Consider the following 16281-nt stretch of genomic DNA (forward strand, 5'->3'; position numbering starts at 1 on the left):
CAGCCGTACCCACCGGGGCAGCCCCGACTCCCGGGCAGCCCTACCCCTCGGCGCTCCTGCCCTGCTGCGGCACGTGCGCCCGCACCCACGCCAGCAGCACCGGCGAGTGCAGGGTGGTCACCCACAGATCGGCCCGCGAGGCGTCCTCCTCACCGGGCCGCGGGCCCACCCCCAGCACCCGCAGCCCCGCCCGCCGCGCCGACTCGATACCGGTCAGCGAGTCCTCGACGGCCAGCGTGCTGTCCGGGTCCGCGCCGCAGAGCCACGCCGCCCGCGCGTAGACGTCCGGCCACGGCTTCGGACGTACGGTGGCGCTGCCCGGGGCCGCCCTCGTCGACGGCTCGTCGGGGACCACGACGTGGCGGAAGTGGTGCAGCAGTCCCGCCCGTTCGAGGCTCATCTCCACGACCTCCAGCGGGCAGTTGCTCGCCACCGCCAGCGGCAGCCGCCCGGAGAGCCGGCGGACGAACTCCGCGGCGCCGGGCATGGTCACCGGGTCGTCGGCGACCAGCTCCATGAAGTGGGTCAGGAGCGATTCGGTCAGCTCCCCCGCCAGGTGCGGCTTGTCGGACTCCTCGGCCATCAGCCGCCCGCAGTCGGTGTAGTGCACTCCCTTGGCCCGCTCGGCGAACCCCGGCAGGGGCCGCAGCCCGAACTGCCGGAAGACCTGGCTCCGGGCGTCCTGCCAATGCCGTTCGGTGTCCATCAGGGTGCCGTCGCAGTCGAAGACGACGGCCTCGGGGGACCAGCTGAGGAGCGGGTGTGCCTTGGTGGTCATGGTGTACCTCCTGGGGGAGGGGGGCGGTCGGGCTTGTCGCGCAACCGCGGATTCGTGGGGTCGTGCGTTTCCCTGAGCCGGCCACCGGGACGTCGTACGTCCGCCGGTCTCATGCGGGGCACGGGAGCGCAAAGGTGCAATCCCGTCCAAACCGCGAAACATCACGACGGCTACGTTATTTACGCGACGAAGCGTCACGCAATCACTACTTCGAGTGCTCGACGGGGGGTGGGCGGGGGGTGTAAAGGGGCTCTCCCGACACCGCCTCCGCCGTCAACCTCACAGGCCGTCAATCCCGCTCACGGGCTGCCAAGTTGAGGCATGTTCGCCCGGCACCGCGGAACGGCTGAAAGCGGGGGAGGTGATTCACTCGAATGGCCAGCAACCGCGCCGGAATTCGCGGGAAATCACCCGCACGCGTGCACATTCGAAAGAATTGAACAATATCCGCGCACGGGGAGGTTGTTTTGCTACCGGCGTGCGCGGGCGCACTACATTGCCGTCGTCACGGAAACGTTGAACGAAGGTGGACAGCACGTTGCAGGAACGGGCGAGGGCAACCCGCAGATCACTCCTGGAGGCGGCCGCCCTCCTCTTCGCGGAACAGGGTTACGCAGGCACCAGCGTCAACGACATAAGCGCCAGATCCGGCCGGACCAGCGGCGCCGTCTACTTCCACTACGCCAGCAAGGAGGGCCTCGCCCTCGCCGTCGTCCAGCACCACTTCGCCACCTGGCCCGGGCTGGCCGCCCGCTACACCGACCGCGCCGAACCCCCGCTGGAGAAACTGGTCGCCCTCAGCTTCGACATCGCCCACGCCCTCGCCGAGGACCCCCTCGCCCGCGCGGGCGCACGCCTGTGGGCCGAACGCGACACCATCGACGCCCCCCTCCCCGACCCCTTCGCCCTGTGGACCACCGCCACCACCCGCCTCCTCGCACAGGCCCGCACCGCCGGCCACCTCGCCCCCCACATCCGCCCGGCCCCCACGGCCCGCTCCCTCGTCCGCGCCTTCTTCGGCCTCTGCATGCTGACGGAGGCCCTGGAGGGCCGCGCGGCGGTCACGGCCCGGCTGACGGACTGGTGGTTACTCACACTGGGGTCGTTGCAGCAACGGCCGGATGCGCTCGGGGTGTTGGAGCGGGCACTACGGAGGTCGACGTCTCGAACGGGGGAGCGGATAGTGGGGGCGGCGAGCGGGGAGTGACTGCACGACCGTGCTCCGGGTCGGGGCGCGGGGGCGGGAACCATGGCCACCGGCTTGGAGACGCTGGCCTTGTGGATTTCCCCCTGCCCGACGCAAGCTCAGGGCTGCCTCCCCTTCGGCACCGAAAGCAGGCTTCAGGGCTGTCGTCGAGCGTGACCCGGGACAGGCATGGTCGTGCCTCCCGCGTCTTCCGTGACCCCGGCCGACTGAGATCTCCGACTCTTCTACCGGGCGGCCTCGACGCAGGGTGAGTCGCTGTCGGGAACCACCCTGATGCGAGCGTCCTCCAGGCGGACGCTGGTGTTCTGGCCGGCGGACGGGTCCCAGAACTCGAGCCGGTCACCGGACTGCCCGAACATCACCACTGGACCGTGGGGAGGCGGGGCTCCGTAGTACGGGGCTTCGCGGGAGATCGGCTCCACGCACGCGTATTCAGCGCTGACCCCGAAGTACTCCGGGATGTCGTAGCCGGCCGCCGCGAGCATGCGGTTCTCCACGCCGCTGGTCGCCGCAGTGTGAAGGATGAGCAGGCTGAACGCCACGCCCACGGCCAGGCCTACGGTCACCGTGGGCGCCCAGGAAAGCCAAGGCCCCTGAACTCGCAGGGAAGGGGCGAGGAAGCGCATCCATCCCAGAAACGCCACCGGCAGCAGCGCCGTTGCGACGAACACGCACAGCACCCAGAGTCCCGCCTGGATGTTGCCCAGCCCGTCACTTCCCAGAGTGGGGCGCACGCCGAACGGCGACAGGTACGCTCGCTGGACGAGTGTTCCGAGCCAGGGGACCAGGGGAACCGCCAAGGGCACGGCCAGCGGGACGAGCCACGGAACTGCGCGATGCGTGGGCGTGCGCCGAATCGCCAGAAGTGTTCCGCTCAGCAGATAGCCTCCCGCCAGGACCACGAGTGGAGCGCCAACCCGGGGGTCGTCCGCGCCGATGGCGGGCCAGAGCCCGGCGCCGAGCAAGCAGATGGCTGTGCCGGTGAAGACGAGCGCCAGGAGGGTCAGAACGTGCCAGCCCCGGGACACCGAGGGCCTGCCGACCTCGTGGACTTCTGGGTCAAGACGTCGCAGCGCCAATGGGTGGTGCGAGAGCTCGGCCCGAGCCGCTCGTCGGGTACGTGCCAGGCGGCGCGGCCGAGATTCGTCGAGCCCGGTCGGTACGCGGACCAGCCTGACAGTGCCGGCGTGCGGATCGTGCTCGCCAGTGCGGGCGGCCAGGTGCAGCGCGTGGCCGATGCGTCGACTCAGCGGCCTCCGCTTGCCTCGCAGGTGCCACTCGATCCGCGGGCGTTGGGCGCGCTCGACAAGAGTGGCATCGCGGCAGTGCAGGGAGAGTTCGGCGTTCTGGGCAAGAGTGTCCAGGGTGGCGACCGCCTGTTCGACCGCTGTCTCACGAATCCCGCGAATACGCACCTCGATCACGCGCGGCGTCCAGTCTGCTTCCGTGGCCACAGTGGTCTCCCCGGCCAACGGCTCGCGTATGGGCCAGTTCATCGCATCGCACACCTGCTGGAGCAGGTCCAGCTCCTCAGGGCGGTCCAGGACCTCCGCGACGATGTGAACGCGACGGTTGAAGGGGGGCCCAGCTGGGCCCGCAGGGCCCGGGTCCGGCTGTGGGGCAGAACTCTGCCGGGCCGCGCCCGGTGCGGAAGTCGTCGTGCTCATAGGTGAATTCTGCCGTCACAGGCATTGCCCGGTGATGACCGCTGTGTGCGCAGAGTCCGGATGAGCAGCGAGGGCCGCGCCCCTGATGGGGGTGCGGCCCTCGCTGCTGTGTGACATCAGGTCAGGGAATCGCCGGCGTCGGCCAAGGTCCCCGACCGCGCCCCTTACAGATCGAAGTAAAGCTCGAACTCGTGCGGGTGCGGGCGGAGCTGGATGGGGGCGATTTCCTGGGTGCGCTTGTAGTCGATCCAGGTGTCGATGAGGTCGGGGGTGAAGACGCCGCCGGCCTGGAGGTACTCGTTGTCGGCCTCGAGGGCGTCGAGGACGGCGGGGAGGGAGGTCGGGACCTGGGGGACGCCGGCGTGCTCCTCGGGGGCCAGCTCGTAGAGGTCCTTGTCGATCGGCTCGGCGGGCTCGATCTTGTTCTTGACGCCGTCCAGGCCCGCGAGGAGGAGGGCCGAGAAGGCCAGGTACGGGTTGGAGGACGGGTCCGGGGCGCGGAACTCGACGCGCTTGGCCTTCGGGTTGGAGCCGGTGATCGGGATGCGCATCGCGGCGGAACGGTTCCGCTGCGAGTACACCAGGTTGACCGGGGCCTCGAAGCCGGGGACCAGGCGGTGGTAGGAGTTCACCGTCGGGTTGGTGAAGGCGAGGAGCGAGGGGGCGTGCTTGAGGATGCCGCCGATGTAGTAGCGGGCGGTGTCCGAGAGGCCCGCGTAGCCCTGCTCGTCGTAGAAGAGGGGGGTGCCGCCGGTCCACAGGGACTGGTGGACGTGCATGCCGGAGCCGTTGTCGCCGAAGATCGGCTTGGGCATGAAGGTCGCGGTCTTGCCGTTGCGCCAGGCGACGTTCTTCACGATGTACTTGAAGAGCATCAGGTCGTCGGCGGCGGCGAGCAGCGTGTTGAACTTGTAGTTGATCTCGGCCTGGCCGGCGGTGCCCACCTCGTGGTGCTGGCGCTCGACCTCGAGGCCCGCCCGCTCCAGCTCCAGGGAGATCTCGGCCCGCAGGTCGGCGAAGTGGTCGACCGGCGGGGCCGGGAAGTAGCCGCCCTTGTAGCGGACCTTGTAACCGCGGTTCTCGACCTCGGAGCCGGTGTTCCAGGCGCCGGCCTCGGAGTCGATGTGGTAGAAGCCCTGGTTCGCGGAGGTCTCGAAGCGCACCGAGTCGAAGACGTAGAACTCGGCCTCGGGGCCGAAGTACGCGGTGTCGGCGATGCCGGTGGACGTGAGGTACGCCTCGGCCTTCTTCGCGATGTTGCGCGGGTCGCGGCTGTACTGCTCGCCGGTGATCGGGTCGTGGATGAAGAAGTTGATGTTCAGCGTCTTGTCGCGGCGGAAGGGGTCCACGCGCGCGGTCGACAGGTCCGGGCGGAGCGACATGTCGGACTCGTGGATGGCCTGGAAGCCGCGGATCGACGATCCGTCGAAGGCCAGCTCCTCGTCCGCGTCGAACGCCTTCGCCGGGATCGTGAAGTGCTGCATCACACCCGGGAGGTCGCAGAAGCGGACGTCAACGAACTTGACGTCCTCGTCGGCGATGAACTTCTTCGCGTCGTCGGCGTTCTGGAACATCCAACTCCTCCTACTCCCGACCCGGGGAGGGGCGGGGTGGTAGCTCGGTCGTGCGGCCAGTGCGGTGGCACACGGTGGACCTGACCCTAGGGACAGGGGATTTCTCAAGCATGACCCATTTGTTTCACCGACGTTAATCGGACGGACCCGCGCGAACCGTGTGACCTGGGCCTCATCGCCTGCCCCCTCACCCGGTCGCCCCTCGGGTACCCCGCCGCAGTACCGTGTTTCCGTGGACAACAGGCAAGCAATCGGATCGTGGCTCTCCGGCCCGCGCGCGGCCGCGGAGGAGATGGGTGCCGACTTCGGCTACCGGGGGGAGCGGCTCGGACTGCCCGAGCACGGTCCCGGTTCGGTGGCCCCGGTGGGGCGCCGGTTCGGGGCCCTCGCCGTGGACTGGGCTCTGTGCATGCTCATCGCATACGGCCTGTTCTCCGGTGGTGACGCCCAGTCCACGGGGAACTGGGCCCTCGGCATCCTGCTGGTGATGAACATCCTCACCGTCGGCACCGTCGGCTGCACCCCGGGCAAGCTCCTGCTGCGCCTGCGGGTGGTCTCGGAGAAGGGCGGCCGGCTCGGCTTCGGCTGGGTCGTGGCCCGCAGCGCGCTGCTCTGCCTGGGCGTGCCGGCCCTGATCTGGGACCGCGACTCCCGCGGCCTCCACGACCGGCTCGGCCGCGCCGTCCAGATCCGGGTCTGACTGCCGTAGGCCCGGAGAAAGCCCCGAGAAACACCCGTACGCGAGGAGGGCGGCACCGGAACCAGGTTCCGGTGCCGCCCTCCTCGCGTACGGGTCAGATGTTCAGCGCATCTTCGGGCCGCGCGGCATGCGAGCGCCCTTCGGCATCGGCCCCTTCGGCACGGGCATGTTGCTCATCAGGTCGCCGAGGGCGCGGAGGCGGTCGTTGGTCGCGGTGACCTGCGGGCCGGTGAGGACGCGCGGGTACTTGAGCATCGTGGTGCGGACCTTCTTCAGCGGGGTCTGGCCCTCGCCGGTGCCCACCACGATGTCGTGCACGGGGACGTCCACGACGATCCGCGCCATCTTCTTCTTCTCGGCCGCCAGCAGGCCCTTCACGCGGTTCGGGTTGCCCTCGGCGACGAGGACGATGCCCGCCTTGCCGACGGCGCGGTGCACGACGTCCTGGCTGCGGTTGACCGCCACCGCGGGAGTCGTGGTCCAGCCGCGCCCGATGTTGTCCAGGACTGCCGCCGCCGCTCCGGGCTGGCCCTCCATCTGGCTGAACGCGGCCTTCTCGGCGCGGCGGCCGAAGATGATCGCCATCGCGAGGAAGGCGAGCACGAAGCCGAGGATGCCGAGGTAGACCGGGTGGCCGACGAGGAAGCCGATCGCAAGGAAGACCCCGAAGGTGACGATCCCCACGGCGGCGATGACCCAGCCGATCTTCGGATCGACGCGCTTTGCCATCTTGTACGTCTGGGCGATCTGCTTGATCCGCCCCGGGTTCGCAGAACTCGCTGCGTTGTCCTTGCTCGCCATGTATCGAAGTTTACGTGTCCCTGATGCGTCGGCGTCGTGCGGGCGGGGTATCAGTCGCCGCCCGCTGCCGTAACGATTCGGCGGGGCCTCGCCGGGGCGCGGGTCAGGAGGTCTGCGAACCGGGCGTGGCCGCGGCCTCCAGGACCGCCTGGGTCTCCACCCGGTCCTGCGCGCGGCGGCGGTCCTCCAGGACCGAGGCCCAGGCGTTGCGGCGGGCGGTGCGCTGGCCCGAGCGCATCAGCACCGACTCGACGGCGCGCAGCGCGCCGGTGACCGAGGGCCAGGCGGCGGGACGGGTCGTGGAGGTGCGGAGCGGGGTGACGGGCGCGGCCTGCATCTGGAGATCCCCTCGGAGAACGGCGAACGGAGAACGGCGAAGTGGCGCGGTGCCGGGAACGCGTCGCCCGTGCCCGCCGGTCGGGGGGAGATCCGCCCCGGCCCTGGAGCACGGCGTACGTACAGCGTCACCGACTGGTGTTACCAGGGCGTGACCTGTGGGTCAAACACCCATGAAACCCTCGCGGCGCCGAGCCCGCACCCCGGGACGCGCGAAGCGGCCCCCGTACGGCCGCGAGCTGCGGATTCGTACGAGGGCCGCCAGGAGGCCGGGGTGCGGGCCCGGTCCGGGTGTGCGGGGATTCACAGTCCCGCCACCGGAGGCGTCAGAGCGCGCGGGCCGCCGGGGCGGACTCGGCGGGGACGCCGGAGCGGCGGTCCATCGCCTGCTGGAAGAGACGGCCGGCGCGGTACGAGGAGCGGACCAGCGGGCCCGACATGACGCCGGAGTAGCCCATCTCCTCGGCCTCCTCCTTCAGCTCCACGAACTCGTGGGGCTTGACCCAGCGCTCCACGGGGTGGTGGCGCACCGAGGGGCGCAGGTACTGCGTGATGGTGATCAGCTCGCAGCCGGCGTCGTACAGCCGCTGGAGGGCCTCGCTGACCTCGGCGCGCTCCTCGCCCATGCCCAGGATGAGGTTGGACTTGGTGATCAGGCCGGCCTCGCGGGCGCGGGTGATGACCTCGAGCGAGCGCTCGAAGCGGAAGCCGGGGCGGATGCGCTTGAAGATGCGCGGCACCGTCTCGACGTTGTGCGCCAGGACCTCGGGACGCGAGGAGAAGACCTCGGCGAGCTGGTCGGGGTCGGCGTTGAAGTCGGGGATGAGCAGCTCGACCTTGGTGTGGCCGCCCTCGCGCTCCGAGGTCATCGCGTGGATCTGGCGGACCGTCTCGGCGTACAGCCAGGCGCCGCCGTCCTCCAGGTCGTCGCGGGCGACGCCGGTGATCGTGGCGTAGTTCAGGTCCATCGTGACGACGGACTCGCCGACGCGGCGGGGCTCGTCGCGGTCGAGCGCCTGCGGCTTGCCGGTGTCGATCTGGCAGAAGTCGCAGCGCCGGGTGCACTGGTCGCCGCCGATGAGGAAGGTGGCCTCGCGGTCCTCCCAGCACTCGTAGATGTTGGGGCAGCCGGCCTCCTGGCAGACCGTGTGCAGGCCCTCGCTCTTGACCAGCTTCTGGAGCTCGTTGTACTCGGGACCCATTTTGGCGCGGGTCTTGATCCACTCGGGCTTGCGCTCGATGGGGGTCTGGCTGTTGCGGACCTCCAGGCGCAGCATCTTGCGTCCGTCGGGTGCGACTGCGGACACACCGGCTCCCTGTTGGTTTGCGTGGCTCGCGTCACGGGGTGCGACGTCGATTCTTCGGCGTACATCAGGGTACGCCCCGCGAAGTGCGGGGTGGCTACCCCGGTCAGCCTCCGGGACCGTGGCTCCTTCGCCCGTTCGGCCCAGTCGGGCAAGGGCCCGTGAAGGCCCTCGGTCAGGCCGTGGCGGGCTCGGCGGGGGGCGGTGCGACAGGTTCCGCCTCGCGCTCGCGGGGGAGCGGCAGAGCCTCGCCCAGCACCTCGGCGAGATGCCGCTCGACGACCGGGAGGACCTCGGCGATGGCGACCTCTCGGCCCAGCTCCTGGGTGAGCGAGGCGACGCCCGCGTCCCGGATGCCGCAGGGGACGATCCGGTCGAACCAGGTGTTGTCCGGGTTCACGTTGAGCGAGAAGCCGTGCATGGTGACGCCCTTGGCGACCCGGATGCCGATCGCGGCGAGCTTGCGGTCCTCGTGGCGCTGGCCCGCGTTGGAGGGGGCGTACTCCGGACCGGCCAGGCGCGGGTCGAACTCGTCGTCGCCGCCGAGGCGCGGGTCGAGGTCGAGGGAGAGCCCGCCGAGCGCGGCGCGCTCCTCCTTCGGGGCGCCCAGCACCCAGACGCCGCTGCGGCCCTCGACGCGGGTGGTGGCCAGGCCCAGTTCGGCGCAGGCGCGGATCAGGGCCTCCTCCAGGCGGCGGACGTGGGCGACCACGTCGACCGGGCGGGGGAGCTTGAGGATCGGGTAGCCGACGAGCTGGCCCGGGCCGTGCCAGGTGATCTTGCCGCCGCGGTCCACGTCGATGACGGGGGTGCCGTCGAGCGGACGCTCGCTCTCCTCGGTGCGCCGCCCGGCGGTGTAGACGGGCGGGTGCTCCAGGAGCAGGCAGGTGTCCGGGATCTCGTCGGCGAACCGGGCCGCGTGCACCCGGCGCTGCTCGTCCCACGCCTGCTGGTACTCCACCGCGTCCGCACCGAATCCCAGCCGGACGAACTGCACGTCACCCACGGCCCGCACCTCCTCGTTCGACGGCGCCCTCGCGCCTTCGGGCCACTGTACGACCCGCCGCCGGAAGTCAGGCGTCCGCCCGATACTCACACGATCGGATGAATGTGTGGCGCACCTCACTGCCCGGGCCGCGCGGGCCGTTACATTCACGCCGTTCCATGAGGGCTGCTCCACGGGCCCGGAAGGCAGGAGACCGCACAGCAGATGACGGACCGACCCCCTCAGCGCACCCCCAACCGCCAGCTAGCCGCGCTCATCGCGGAGGCCGGGTTCTCCCATGCGGGGCTGGCCCGCCGCGTCGACCAGCTCGGTCTCGAACACGGGCTCGACCTCAGATACGACAAGACCTCGGTGACCCGCTGGCTGCGCGGACAGCAGCCCAGAGGGACCACCCCGGCCCTGATCGCCGAGGTCTTCACCCGGCGGCTGGGGCGGCGGCTGACCGCCCAGGACCTCGGCCTCGACGCGTGCGCGCCGGTCTACGCCGGGCTGGAGTTCGCGGCCACCCCCGAGGAGGCCGTCGACATCGTCAGCGGCCTGTGGCGCAAGGACTCCGGCAGCCACACCGAACTGCGCAAGATCGCCTTCACCCCGGCGGGGCTGGTCGTCCCCAGCCGCGACTGGCTGATCGGCCGGGCCGACGACCGGGTCGGCCGCGGCGACCCCACCCCGGTCCCGGCCACCGTGCGCATCCCCGCGCAGGGCCGGCCCGTGCAGGCCGGGCCCCGGGCGGTCACCGTCGCTCCGCGCCCCCGGCACCAGACCGAACGCGGCCCGGGCCAGCGCGTCTCGGCCGGCGACGTGGCGGCGCTCCGCTCGGTCGCCGACCTCTTCCGTTCCCTGGACCACGCCTACGGCGGCGGCCACGCCCGCCAGGCCCTCGTCCGCTACCTGGAGCACGAGGCCGAGCCGATGCTCCGTGGCCGGTACGGCGAGGCCACGGGCCGCCGCCTCTTCGCCGCCGCCGCCGACCTGACCCGGCTGGCCGGCTGGACCTCGTACGACATCGGGGCGCACGGGCTGGCCCAGCGGTACTTCGTGCAGGCGCTGCGGCTCTCGCAGGCGGCGGGTGACCGGGCGTACGGCAGTTACGTGCTGATCACCATGAGCCGGCAGGCGGTCTACCTGCACCACGGGCGGGAGGCGGTGCAGCTGGCCCGGGTCGCCCAGCAGGGCGTCGGGACGACGGCGCCGCCGGTGGTGCAGGCGCTGCTGCACGCCGTCGAGGCGCGTGGCCACGGGGTGCTCGGGGAGGGCAGGGCCTGCCAGACCTCGCTGGGGCGGGCCGAGCGGGCGCTGGAGGCGGCGCGGCCGGGGGACGACGTGCCGCACTGGGCGCAGTTCTTCGACGAGGCACAGCTCGCCGACGAGTTCGCGCACTGCTACCGCGATCTCCAGCAGTACCGGCACAGCGCCCAGCACGCGGAGCGCTCGCTCCAGCTCCGCCCGCACGGGTACGCCCGCAGCCGCCTCTTCTGCCGCGTCGTCCTCGCCTCGGCCCGCCTGGGCCTCGGTGAGCTGGACCAGGCGTGCGCCCTCGGCGCGGAGGCGGCGCAGCACGCGGCGGAGATGCGCTCGGCCCGCGCCGTCGAGTACGTCCGCGACTTCGAACGCCGCCTGGAGCCCTACCGGGACGCGGCGGCGGTGCGCGGCTACCGGGACCGGGTGGCGGCGCTGCACTGAGCGGCGGCCGGGCGGGGGAGCACCGTCCCCCGCCCGGCCGGCCTCAGAGCGCCATCCCCATCAGCACGTCGTCCACGTACGTTCCGGCGACGAGGACCTCGCCGGGCAGCACGCCCTCGATGCGGAAGCCCTCGGAGGCGTAGAGGGCGCGGGCGGGGGCGTTGTGGCCGAGGACGCGCAGGGTCAGGCGGCGGGCTCCCTGGGCGCGGGCCTCGGCGACGCAGGCGCGGAGCAGGGCGCGGGCGACGCCTCGGCCGCGTGCCTCCTCGCGGACCGCGAGCCCCTGGATCTGGCGGACGTGGGCGAAGGCAGGCAGGGGGACGGGGCAGCGGACGACGGCGTAGCCGAGGAGTTCGCCGGCCTCCTCGGCGACCAGGTGCTCGCGCGGGTCGCGGTGGCCGTCGAAGAAGGGGTCCGCGGGCGCGTTGGGCCGCTCGGTGACGGCGTGCAGAGGGGACCAGGTGGCGAAGTCGATCCGGGCGAGCGCCGCACCGTCCTCGGACCTGGCGGGGCGTATGAGTGGCCGCATGGCGGCACTCTGCCATGTCACCGGTGTGGCGGGCGGTCGGGGTGGTCATGATGAGCCGTATGCGGATCGCGGTCGCCGGCTCCTCCGGCCTCATCGGAACAGCGCTCACCCACTCCCTGCGGACGGACGGCCACGAGGTGGTGCGGCTGGTCCGCCGCCCCGCCCGGGACGCCGACGAGGTCCAGTGGGACCCGAAGGAGGGCCGGGTCGAGACGGCGGGGCTCGTCGGCTGCTCGGCCGTGGTCAACCTCGCGGGCGCCGGCATCGCCGACCACCGCTGGACCGACTCCTACAAGCGCGAGATCCGCGACAGCCGCGTCTGGGGCACCGCCACCCTCGCCGAGGCGATCGCCTCCCTGGACACCCCGCCCGACGTCTTCGTCAACGCCAGCGCCATCGGCTTCTACGGCGACACCGGCGACCGGGCCGTCGACGAGAGCGCCCCGCCCGGGTACGGCTTCCTGCCCACCGTCTGCGTGGAGTGGGAGGAGGCGGCCGCCGCGGCCGAGGAGGCCGGGGTGCGCACCGTCTTCCCCCGCACCGGGCTGGTGGTCTCGGCGAAGGGCGGCGCCTGGGCCAAGCTCTTCCCGCTCTTCCGGGCCGGGCTCGGCGGCCGGGTCGGCGACGGCCGCCAGTACTGGAGCTACATCGCGCTCCAGGACCACGTCGCGGCCCTGCGCCACCTCATCGACACCGAGGAACTGACCGGCCCGGTCAACCTCACCGCGCCCCGCCCGCTCACCAACCGCGAGGTGACGGCCGCCATGGGCCGGGTGCTGCGCCGCCCCACGCCCTTCCCCGTCCCGGCCGCCGTGCTGAAAGTGGTCCTCGGCGAACTCGCCGGCGACGTGCTCGGCAGCCAGCGCGTGGTCCCGGCCCGGCTGCTGGAGTCCGGGTTCGACTTCCGGTACCCGGGGATCGACGACACGCTGAGGGCCGCCCTCCGCTGACCGCAGGGCGTGCCCTCGCCCCCACCCGGGGGCGCTCATGGCGCGCGGTGTGCGACCGGCGTACGACCGTGCTCGCCTTGTGCGCCTCTGCCCGCGTCCCCGGACCGCTTCTACGCTCGAACCTCGCACGCGGGAATCCCCCACGCGCGCCGGGGGCATGAGCCCCCCACGGATCGCCCAATCTCGGGGAGGGCACGTGAGTGAGCCCGGACAGGAAGCGGACGTCGTGATCGTGGGCGCGGGGGTCGCGGGACTCGCCGCGGCTCATGCGCTGACCAGCGCCGGAGTCGGCGTCACGGTGCTGGAGGCCGCCACACGGGTGGGCGGCAGGATGGCCACCGAAACCCTGGACGGCTACCGGCTGGACCGGTTCGGGCAGCCGCTCCTCACCACCTGGCCCGAGGCGGCGGCCCCGCTCCTCGACGGCCTGGAGATGTGCGAGTTCGCCCCCGGCGTGCTGGTCCACAGCCAGGGACGGCGGACCCGCACCGGCGAACCCGGGAGTGCGAGGGGCGCACTCAGTGCCGCGCGCGCCCGGGCGAGCGCCCCCCGGCGGGTGCCGCGGCAGGGCGGCTCCGAACGGCCCCGGGTCACCACCGCCGTCGACGGCGCCCGGCTCGGCTCCGCCCTCGCCCGCCTCGCCGCCACCTCCGAGGAGCGCCTCGCCGCGCGGCCCGAGCGCACCGCCGCCGAGGCCCTCGCCCTGCGCGGCCTCTCCGCCCGTACCGTCGACGGCTTCGTACGGCCCCTGCTCACCGCCCTCCTCGGCGACCCGGAGCTGACCACCTCCAGCCGGATCGCCGACCTCACCCTGCGCGGCTACGCCCGCGGCAGCCTCGGTGTGCCCGCCGGCGGCGCCGCCGCGCTGCCCCAGTACCTCGCCGACGCCCTGCCGGCCGGCACCGTCCGCACCGGCGTGCACGTCACCGCCGCCTCCATCGACTCCGTCACCACCAAGGAGCACGGCACCTTCGGCTGCCGCGCCCTGCTGCTCGCCACCGGCGCCCGCGCCGCCGCCGAACTCCTCCCCGGGCTGCGGGTGCCCCGCTTCCACGCGGTCACCGTGCTCCACCACGCCGCGCCCGCCCCGCCGTCCACCGGCAGCGCCCTCGTCCTGGACGCCGACCGGAGCGGGCCCGTCGCCTGGTCGGCGGCGCTCAGCGAGGTCGACCCCTCGCGCGCCCCGCGCGGGCGCGCGCTGATCTCCTCGACCGTGCTGGACGCGCCCCCGGACGGCCTCGACGCGGAGGTCCGCGCCCAGCTCGCCCGCATGTACGGCACCTCCACCGCCGGCTGGGAACTGCTCGCCGCCCACCACGACCCCGAGGCGGTCCCCGCGATGACCCCGCCGCACGACGCCCGCCGGCCCGTCCGCGTCCTGGACGGCCTCTACGTCTGCGGCGACCACCGCGACACCAGTTCGGTGCACGGCGCCCTGACCTCCGCCCACCGGGCCGCCCGCGAGATCCTCACCGACTTCGGCCTCCTGCCGCCCGCTCCCGACGTCACCCACGCGGTGGCCTGAGACACCACCCCGGCACGCCCGCCGTTTGCGGCCCGGCCCTCCGCGTAGAACGCTGGAGGCCGGGCCGTCTGGCCCGATGGGCCGGAGCCGGGGAGTGCCGGAGTGGCGAGGAGCGCCGTGTGGAGCCGACGGGGTGACGAACCCCGCTGGATGAGCGGTGCCCCCGCGCCCGCCTGGCTGCGGTGGCTGCCGGTGGGGCTGCTGGTCCTCATCCCGCTGCTCCAGATCCTGGTGGAACGGCCGGTCGACCTCGGCTTCCTGCTCGGCGCCATCCCGCCACTCGCCACCCTCGGCTACGGGCCGCTGGGCACCACCCTCTTCTCCACCGCCGTGCTGGTGCTGCTCAACATCTCCGAGGTCAACCTGGACCGGCCCGGCCAGGCCGACCTCGTCGTCGTCACCTTCGTGGCGGTGCTCAGCATCGCCATCTCCTGGATGCGCCAACGCCGCGCCGCCCAGCTCACCACCATCCGCACCGTCGCCGAGGCCGCCCAGCTCGCCGTTCTGCCCCCGCTGCCACCCCGCGTCGACGGGGTGCGCTGCGCGGGCCTGTACCGCCCGGCGCAGCGCGGCACGCTGGTCGGCGGCGACCTCTTCGACGTACGGCGCGGCCCCTACGGCGTCCGCGCCCTCGTCGGCGACGTGCAGGGCCACGGCATCGCCGCCGTCGGCACCGTCACCTCGATCCTCGGCGCCTTCCGCGAGGCCGTCCTCGACGAGGAGGACCTGGCCGGGGTGGCGGCCCGGCTCGACCGCCGGCTGGTGGTGGACGCCGAGGACGCGGCGGCCGGGGCCATCACCGTCGCCCGGGTCCCCGAGGGCGACCCCGACAGCGTCGTGGGCGAGCCGCCCGCGGGACAGCGCTCCGACCCGACCTCCGGCGAACTCTTCGCCACCGCCCTGCTGCTGGAGTTCCGCCCGCACTCCGCCGAGGTCCGCGTGGTCTCCTGCGGCCACCCCGCGCCGGTCCTGCTGCGCGGCACCACCGCCCACGAGATCGAGGTGCAGCCCTCGCCCCCGCTCGGCCTCGGCATCGCCGGCGTCGCCCGGCCCGTCGAGCGCGGGGTCCCCCTCCAGCCGGGCGACCGCGTCCTCGCCGTCACCGACGGCGTCACCGAGGCACGCAACGACGCCGACGCCTTCTACCCGCTGGTCGACCGGGCCGCCCAGCTCGCCGCCGAGGACCCCGCCGAACTGATCGCCGCCATCTGGCGCGACCTCGTCGCCTACGCCCGCACCATCGACGACGACGTGGCCCTGCTGGTCTTCGCCCCCGACCCCGAGGGCGAGGAGCCCGACACGGGCACCGTCACCGGCGAGGTGCTGGACACCCGGGAGGGCACGAACAAAGAGGCCCGCGGCGAGGGGTGACGCCCGCCGCGGGCCTTGGGGCAGCGCCCCCTCACGCCGTGAAGCGGTCCCAGAGGCGGGGGAAGCGGACCGCCAGCGCGTCGTCGTCCTCCAGATCGATCGGCGTGCCCGAGGGATCGACCGGCGCCGGCGCGATCCCCAGGTCCGGGGTGTCGGCGCCGGTCAGCTGCTCGTACGCCTCGTCGGCCGCGTACCCCAGCTCCTCGCCGTCCCCGTCGATCTCGTCGTCGAAGGGGCCCAGCAGGTCCGCCAGGTCGTCCGGCTCGTGCAGGGCGCCCTCGAAGACCTCCCGGCCCTGGCCGATCAGCCAGCACCGGAAGTAGTCGAAGGCGTCGTCGCTCGCGCCGTCCAGCAGCACCCAGGCCGCGCCCCACAGCTCCCAGGTGTAGGCGCGGTTGTAGCGGGCCTCGAAGTGCCGCGCGAAGTCCAGGACGGCCTCCGGGTCCGCGTCGAGCAGCCGTTCCACCAGCAGCTCCGCGTGGGCCTGCGGATCGCCGCCGGCGCGCTCCCGCGTCGTGTCGATGATCTCCCAGAACTCCGTCTCGTCCATCACGGCTCCAGCATCGTTCCTGGCGCCCGTCGCCGCACGTCCGGACGGCGCGGTTCCCCCGCCCGTGGTGAACAGAGGCGCGACGCACCGCCGTACGGGCGAAAACCCGACGGAAGGTGTCGCCTTTGCGTGCCAGGGTCGGACCCATGACCCACTCCGCATCCGTCCCCGCCGCCTCGCCCACCGCCCCAGCGGGTGCCCGACAAATCCCGCACGGTGCCCACGGCGCCCGGCACGCACTCTCGCCGCACCAGCCAAAGGCCCAAGTAGCTCCTTCCCCAAGCTCTCAGCTTCGTTCGA

The 16281-nt window shown here is 72.7% G+C and carries 15 protein-coding genes; 6 read left to right on the forward strand and 9 right to left on the reverse strand.

Annotation, left to right across the window (positions count from 1 at the left end; genetic code table 11):
• Positions 1 to 40: 40 nt before the first annotated feature.
• Positions 41 to 778, reverse strand: coding sequence for an HAD family hydrolase (locus OIM89_RS23175; protein ID WP_047470741.1), 738 nt, complete (start codon positions 776 to 778; stop codon positions 41 to 43).
• Positions 779 to 1304: 526 nt separating this feature from the next.
• On the opposite strand from OIM89_RS23175, the gene OIM89_RS23180 reads away from it, so the two are divergent.
• Positions 1305 to 1985 carry a ScbR family autoregulator-binding transcription factor gene (locus tag OIM89_RS23180; RefSeq protein WP_030697107.1) on the forward strand — a complete coding sequence of 227 codons (681 nt, stop codon included), beginning with the start codon at positions 1305 to 1307 and terminating at the stop codon, positions 1983 to 1985.
• Between the two features lie 224 nt (positions 1986 to 2209).
• Here OIM89_RS23180 and OIM89_RS23185 read toward each other — a convergent pair whose 3' ends face one another.
• Positions 2210 to 3652 (reverse strand): hypothetical protein, encoded by a 1443-nt coding sequence (locus OIM89_RS23185; protein WP_030697106.1) that lies wholly within the window; start codon positions 3650 to 3652, stop codon positions 2210 to 2212.
• Positions 3653 to 3816: 164 nt separating this feature from the next.
• Positions 3817 to 5226 carry a type I glutamate--ammonia ligase gene (glnA, locus tag OIM89_RS23190; RefSeq protein ID WP_023419769.1) on the reverse strand — a complete coding sequence of 470 codons (1410 nt, stop codon included), beginning with the start codon at positions 5224 to 5226 and terminating at the stop codon, positions 3817 to 3819.
• Positions 5227 to 5458: 232 nt separating this feature from the next.
• Between glnA and OIM89_RS23195 the strand changes: the two genes are divergently transcribed.
• On the forward strand, positions 5459 to 5926 hold the full coding sequence (locus tag OIM89_RS23195) for an RDD family protein (protein WP_078858221.1): 468 nt from the start codon (positions 5459 to 5461) through the stop codon (positions 5924 to 5926).
• A 102-nt stretch (positions 5927 to 6028) separates the two neighbouring features.
• Here OIM89_RS23195 and OIM89_RS23200 read toward each other — a convergent pair whose 3' ends face one another.
• The 4 genes from OIM89_RS23200 to lipB form a co-directional block, all read right to left on the reverse strand.
• Entirely contained in the window at positions 6029 to 6727 is a 699-nt protein-coding gene (locus tag OIM89_RS23200) for a DUF4191 domain-containing protein (protein ID WP_023419771.1), read from the reverse strand.
• A gap of 103 nt (positions 6728 to 6830) precedes the next feature.
• Entirely contained in the window at positions 6831 to 7064 is a 234-nt protein-coding gene (locus tag OIM89_RS23205) for a hypothetical protein (protein ID WP_023419772.1), read from the reverse strand.
• 325 nt (positions 7065 to 7389) lie between these two features.
• Complete coding sequence (locus tag OIM89_RS23210; RefSeq protein WP_003947689.1) at positions 7390 to 8370, reverse strand: lipoyl synthase; 981 nt, start codon at positions 8368 to 8370, stop codon at positions 7390 to 7392.
• 172 nt (positions 8371 to 8542) lie between these two features.
• Entirely contained in the window at positions 8543 to 9373 is an 831-nt protein-coding gene (gene lipB, locus OIM89_RS23215; protein WP_047470747.1) for a lipoyl(octanoyl) transferase LipB, read from the reverse strand.
• Positions 9374 to 9577: 204 nt separating this feature from the next.
• Between lipB and OIM89_RS23220 the strand changes: the two genes are divergently transcribed.
• On the forward strand, positions 9578 to 11056 hold the full coding sequence (locus tag OIM89_RS23220) for a hypothetical protein (RefSeq protein WP_030697101.1): 1479 nt from the start codon (positions 9578 to 9580) through the stop codon (positions 11054 to 11056).
• Between the two features lie 43 nt (positions 11057 to 11099).
• Here the strand turns inward: OIM89_RS23220 and OIM89_RS23225 are convergent, their stop codons facing one another.
• Positions 11100 to 11585 carry a GNAT family N-acetyltransferase gene (locus tag OIM89_RS23225; RefSeq protein WP_030697100.1) on the reverse strand — a complete coding sequence of 162 codons (486 nt, stop codon included), beginning with the start codon at positions 11583 to 11585 and terminating at the stop codon, positions 11100 to 11102.
• A 59-nt stretch (positions 11586 to 11644) separates the two neighbouring features.
• Here OIM89_RS23225 and OIM89_RS23230 point away from each other — a divergent pair, with 59 nt between their 5' ends.
• The 3 genes from OIM89_RS23230 to OIM89_RS23240 all read left to right on the forward strand — a co-directional run bounded on the left by OIM89_RS23230 (position 11645) and on the right by OIM89_RS23240 (position 15431).
• A complete protein-coding gene (locus OIM89_RS23230; protein ID WP_175457184.1) occupies positions 11645 to 12535 on the forward strand; it encodes a TIGR01777 family oxidoreductase in 891 nt (296 codons plus the stop codon).
• Positions 12536 to 12731: 196 nt separating this feature from the next.
• Positions 12732 to 14060: an NAD(P)/FAD-dependent oxidoreductase gene (locus OIM89_RS23235; RefSeq protein WP_030697098.1), complete on the forward strand. Its 1329-nt coding sequence runs from the start codon at positions 12732 to 12734 to the stop codon at positions 14058 to 14060.
• A gap of 150 nt (positions 14061 to 14210) precedes the next feature.
• On the forward strand, positions 14211 to 15431 hold the full coding sequence (locus OIM89_RS23240) for a PP2C family protein-serine/threonine phosphatase (protein ID WP_030697097.1): 1221 nt from the start codon (positions 14211 to 14213) through the stop codon (positions 15429 to 15431).
• A gap of 31 nt (positions 15432 to 15462) precedes the next feature.
• Here the strand turns inward: OIM89_RS23240 and OIM89_RS23245 are convergent, their stop codons facing one another.
• The gene (locus OIM89_RS23245) at positions 15463 to 15981 is read right to left on the reverse strand and encodes a DUF4240 domain-containing protein (RefSeq protein WP_010637399.1); all 519 of its coding nucleotides are present in this window, start codon (positions 15979 to 15981) and stop codon (positions 15463 to 15465) included.
• Positions 15982 to 16281 lie beyond the last annotated feature (300 nt).

This window comes from Streptomyces sp. BI87 (assembly GCF_025957665.1).
In the GTDB taxonomy this organism is placed as follows: domain Bacteria; phylum Actinomycetota; class Actinomycetes; order Streptomycetales; family Streptomycetaceae; genus Streptomyces; species Streptomyces albidoflavus.

Coding starts and splice junctions, on each gene's coding strand:
- OIM89_RS23185 (WP_030697106.1), bottom strand. CDS start 3,652: ATGAGCACGACGACTTCCGCACCGGGCGCGGCCCGGCAGAGTTCTGCC.
- OIM89_RS23245 (WP_010637399.1), bottom strand. CDS start 15,981: ATGGACGAGACGGAGTTCTGGGAGATCATCGACACGACGCGGGAGCGC.
- OIM89_RS23225 (WP_030697100.1), bottom strand. CDS start 11,585: ATGCGGCCACTCATACGCCCCGCCAGGTCCGAGGACGGTGCGGCGCTC.
- OIM89_RS23240 (WP_030697097.1), top strand. CDS start 14,211: ATGAGCGGTGCCCCCGCGCCCGCCTGGCTGCGGTGGCTGCCGGTGGGG.
- OIM89_RS23220 (WP_030697101.1), top strand. CDS start 9,578: ATGACGGACCGACCCCCTCAGCGCACCCCCAACCGCCAGCTAGCCGCG.
- OIM89_RS23200 (WP_023419771.1), bottom strand. CDS start 6,727: ATGGCGAGCAAGGACAACGCAGCGAGTTCTGCGAACCCGGGGCGGATC.
- OIM89_RS23205 (WP_023419772.1), bottom strand. CDS start 7,064: ATGCAGGCCGCGCCCGTCACCCCGCTCCGCACCTCCACGACCCGTCCC.
- OIM89_RS23175 (WP_047470741.1), bottom strand. CDS start 778: ATGACCACCAAGGCACACCCGCTCCTCAGCTGGTCCCCCGAGGCCGTC.
- glnA (WP_023419769.1), bottom strand. CDS start 5,226: ATGTTCCAGAACGCCGACGACGCGAAGAAGTTCATCGCCGACGAGGAC.
- OIM89_RS23230 (WP_175457184.1), top strand. CDS start 11,645: ATGCGGATCGCGGTCGCCGGCTCCTCCGGCCTCATCGGAACAGCGCTC.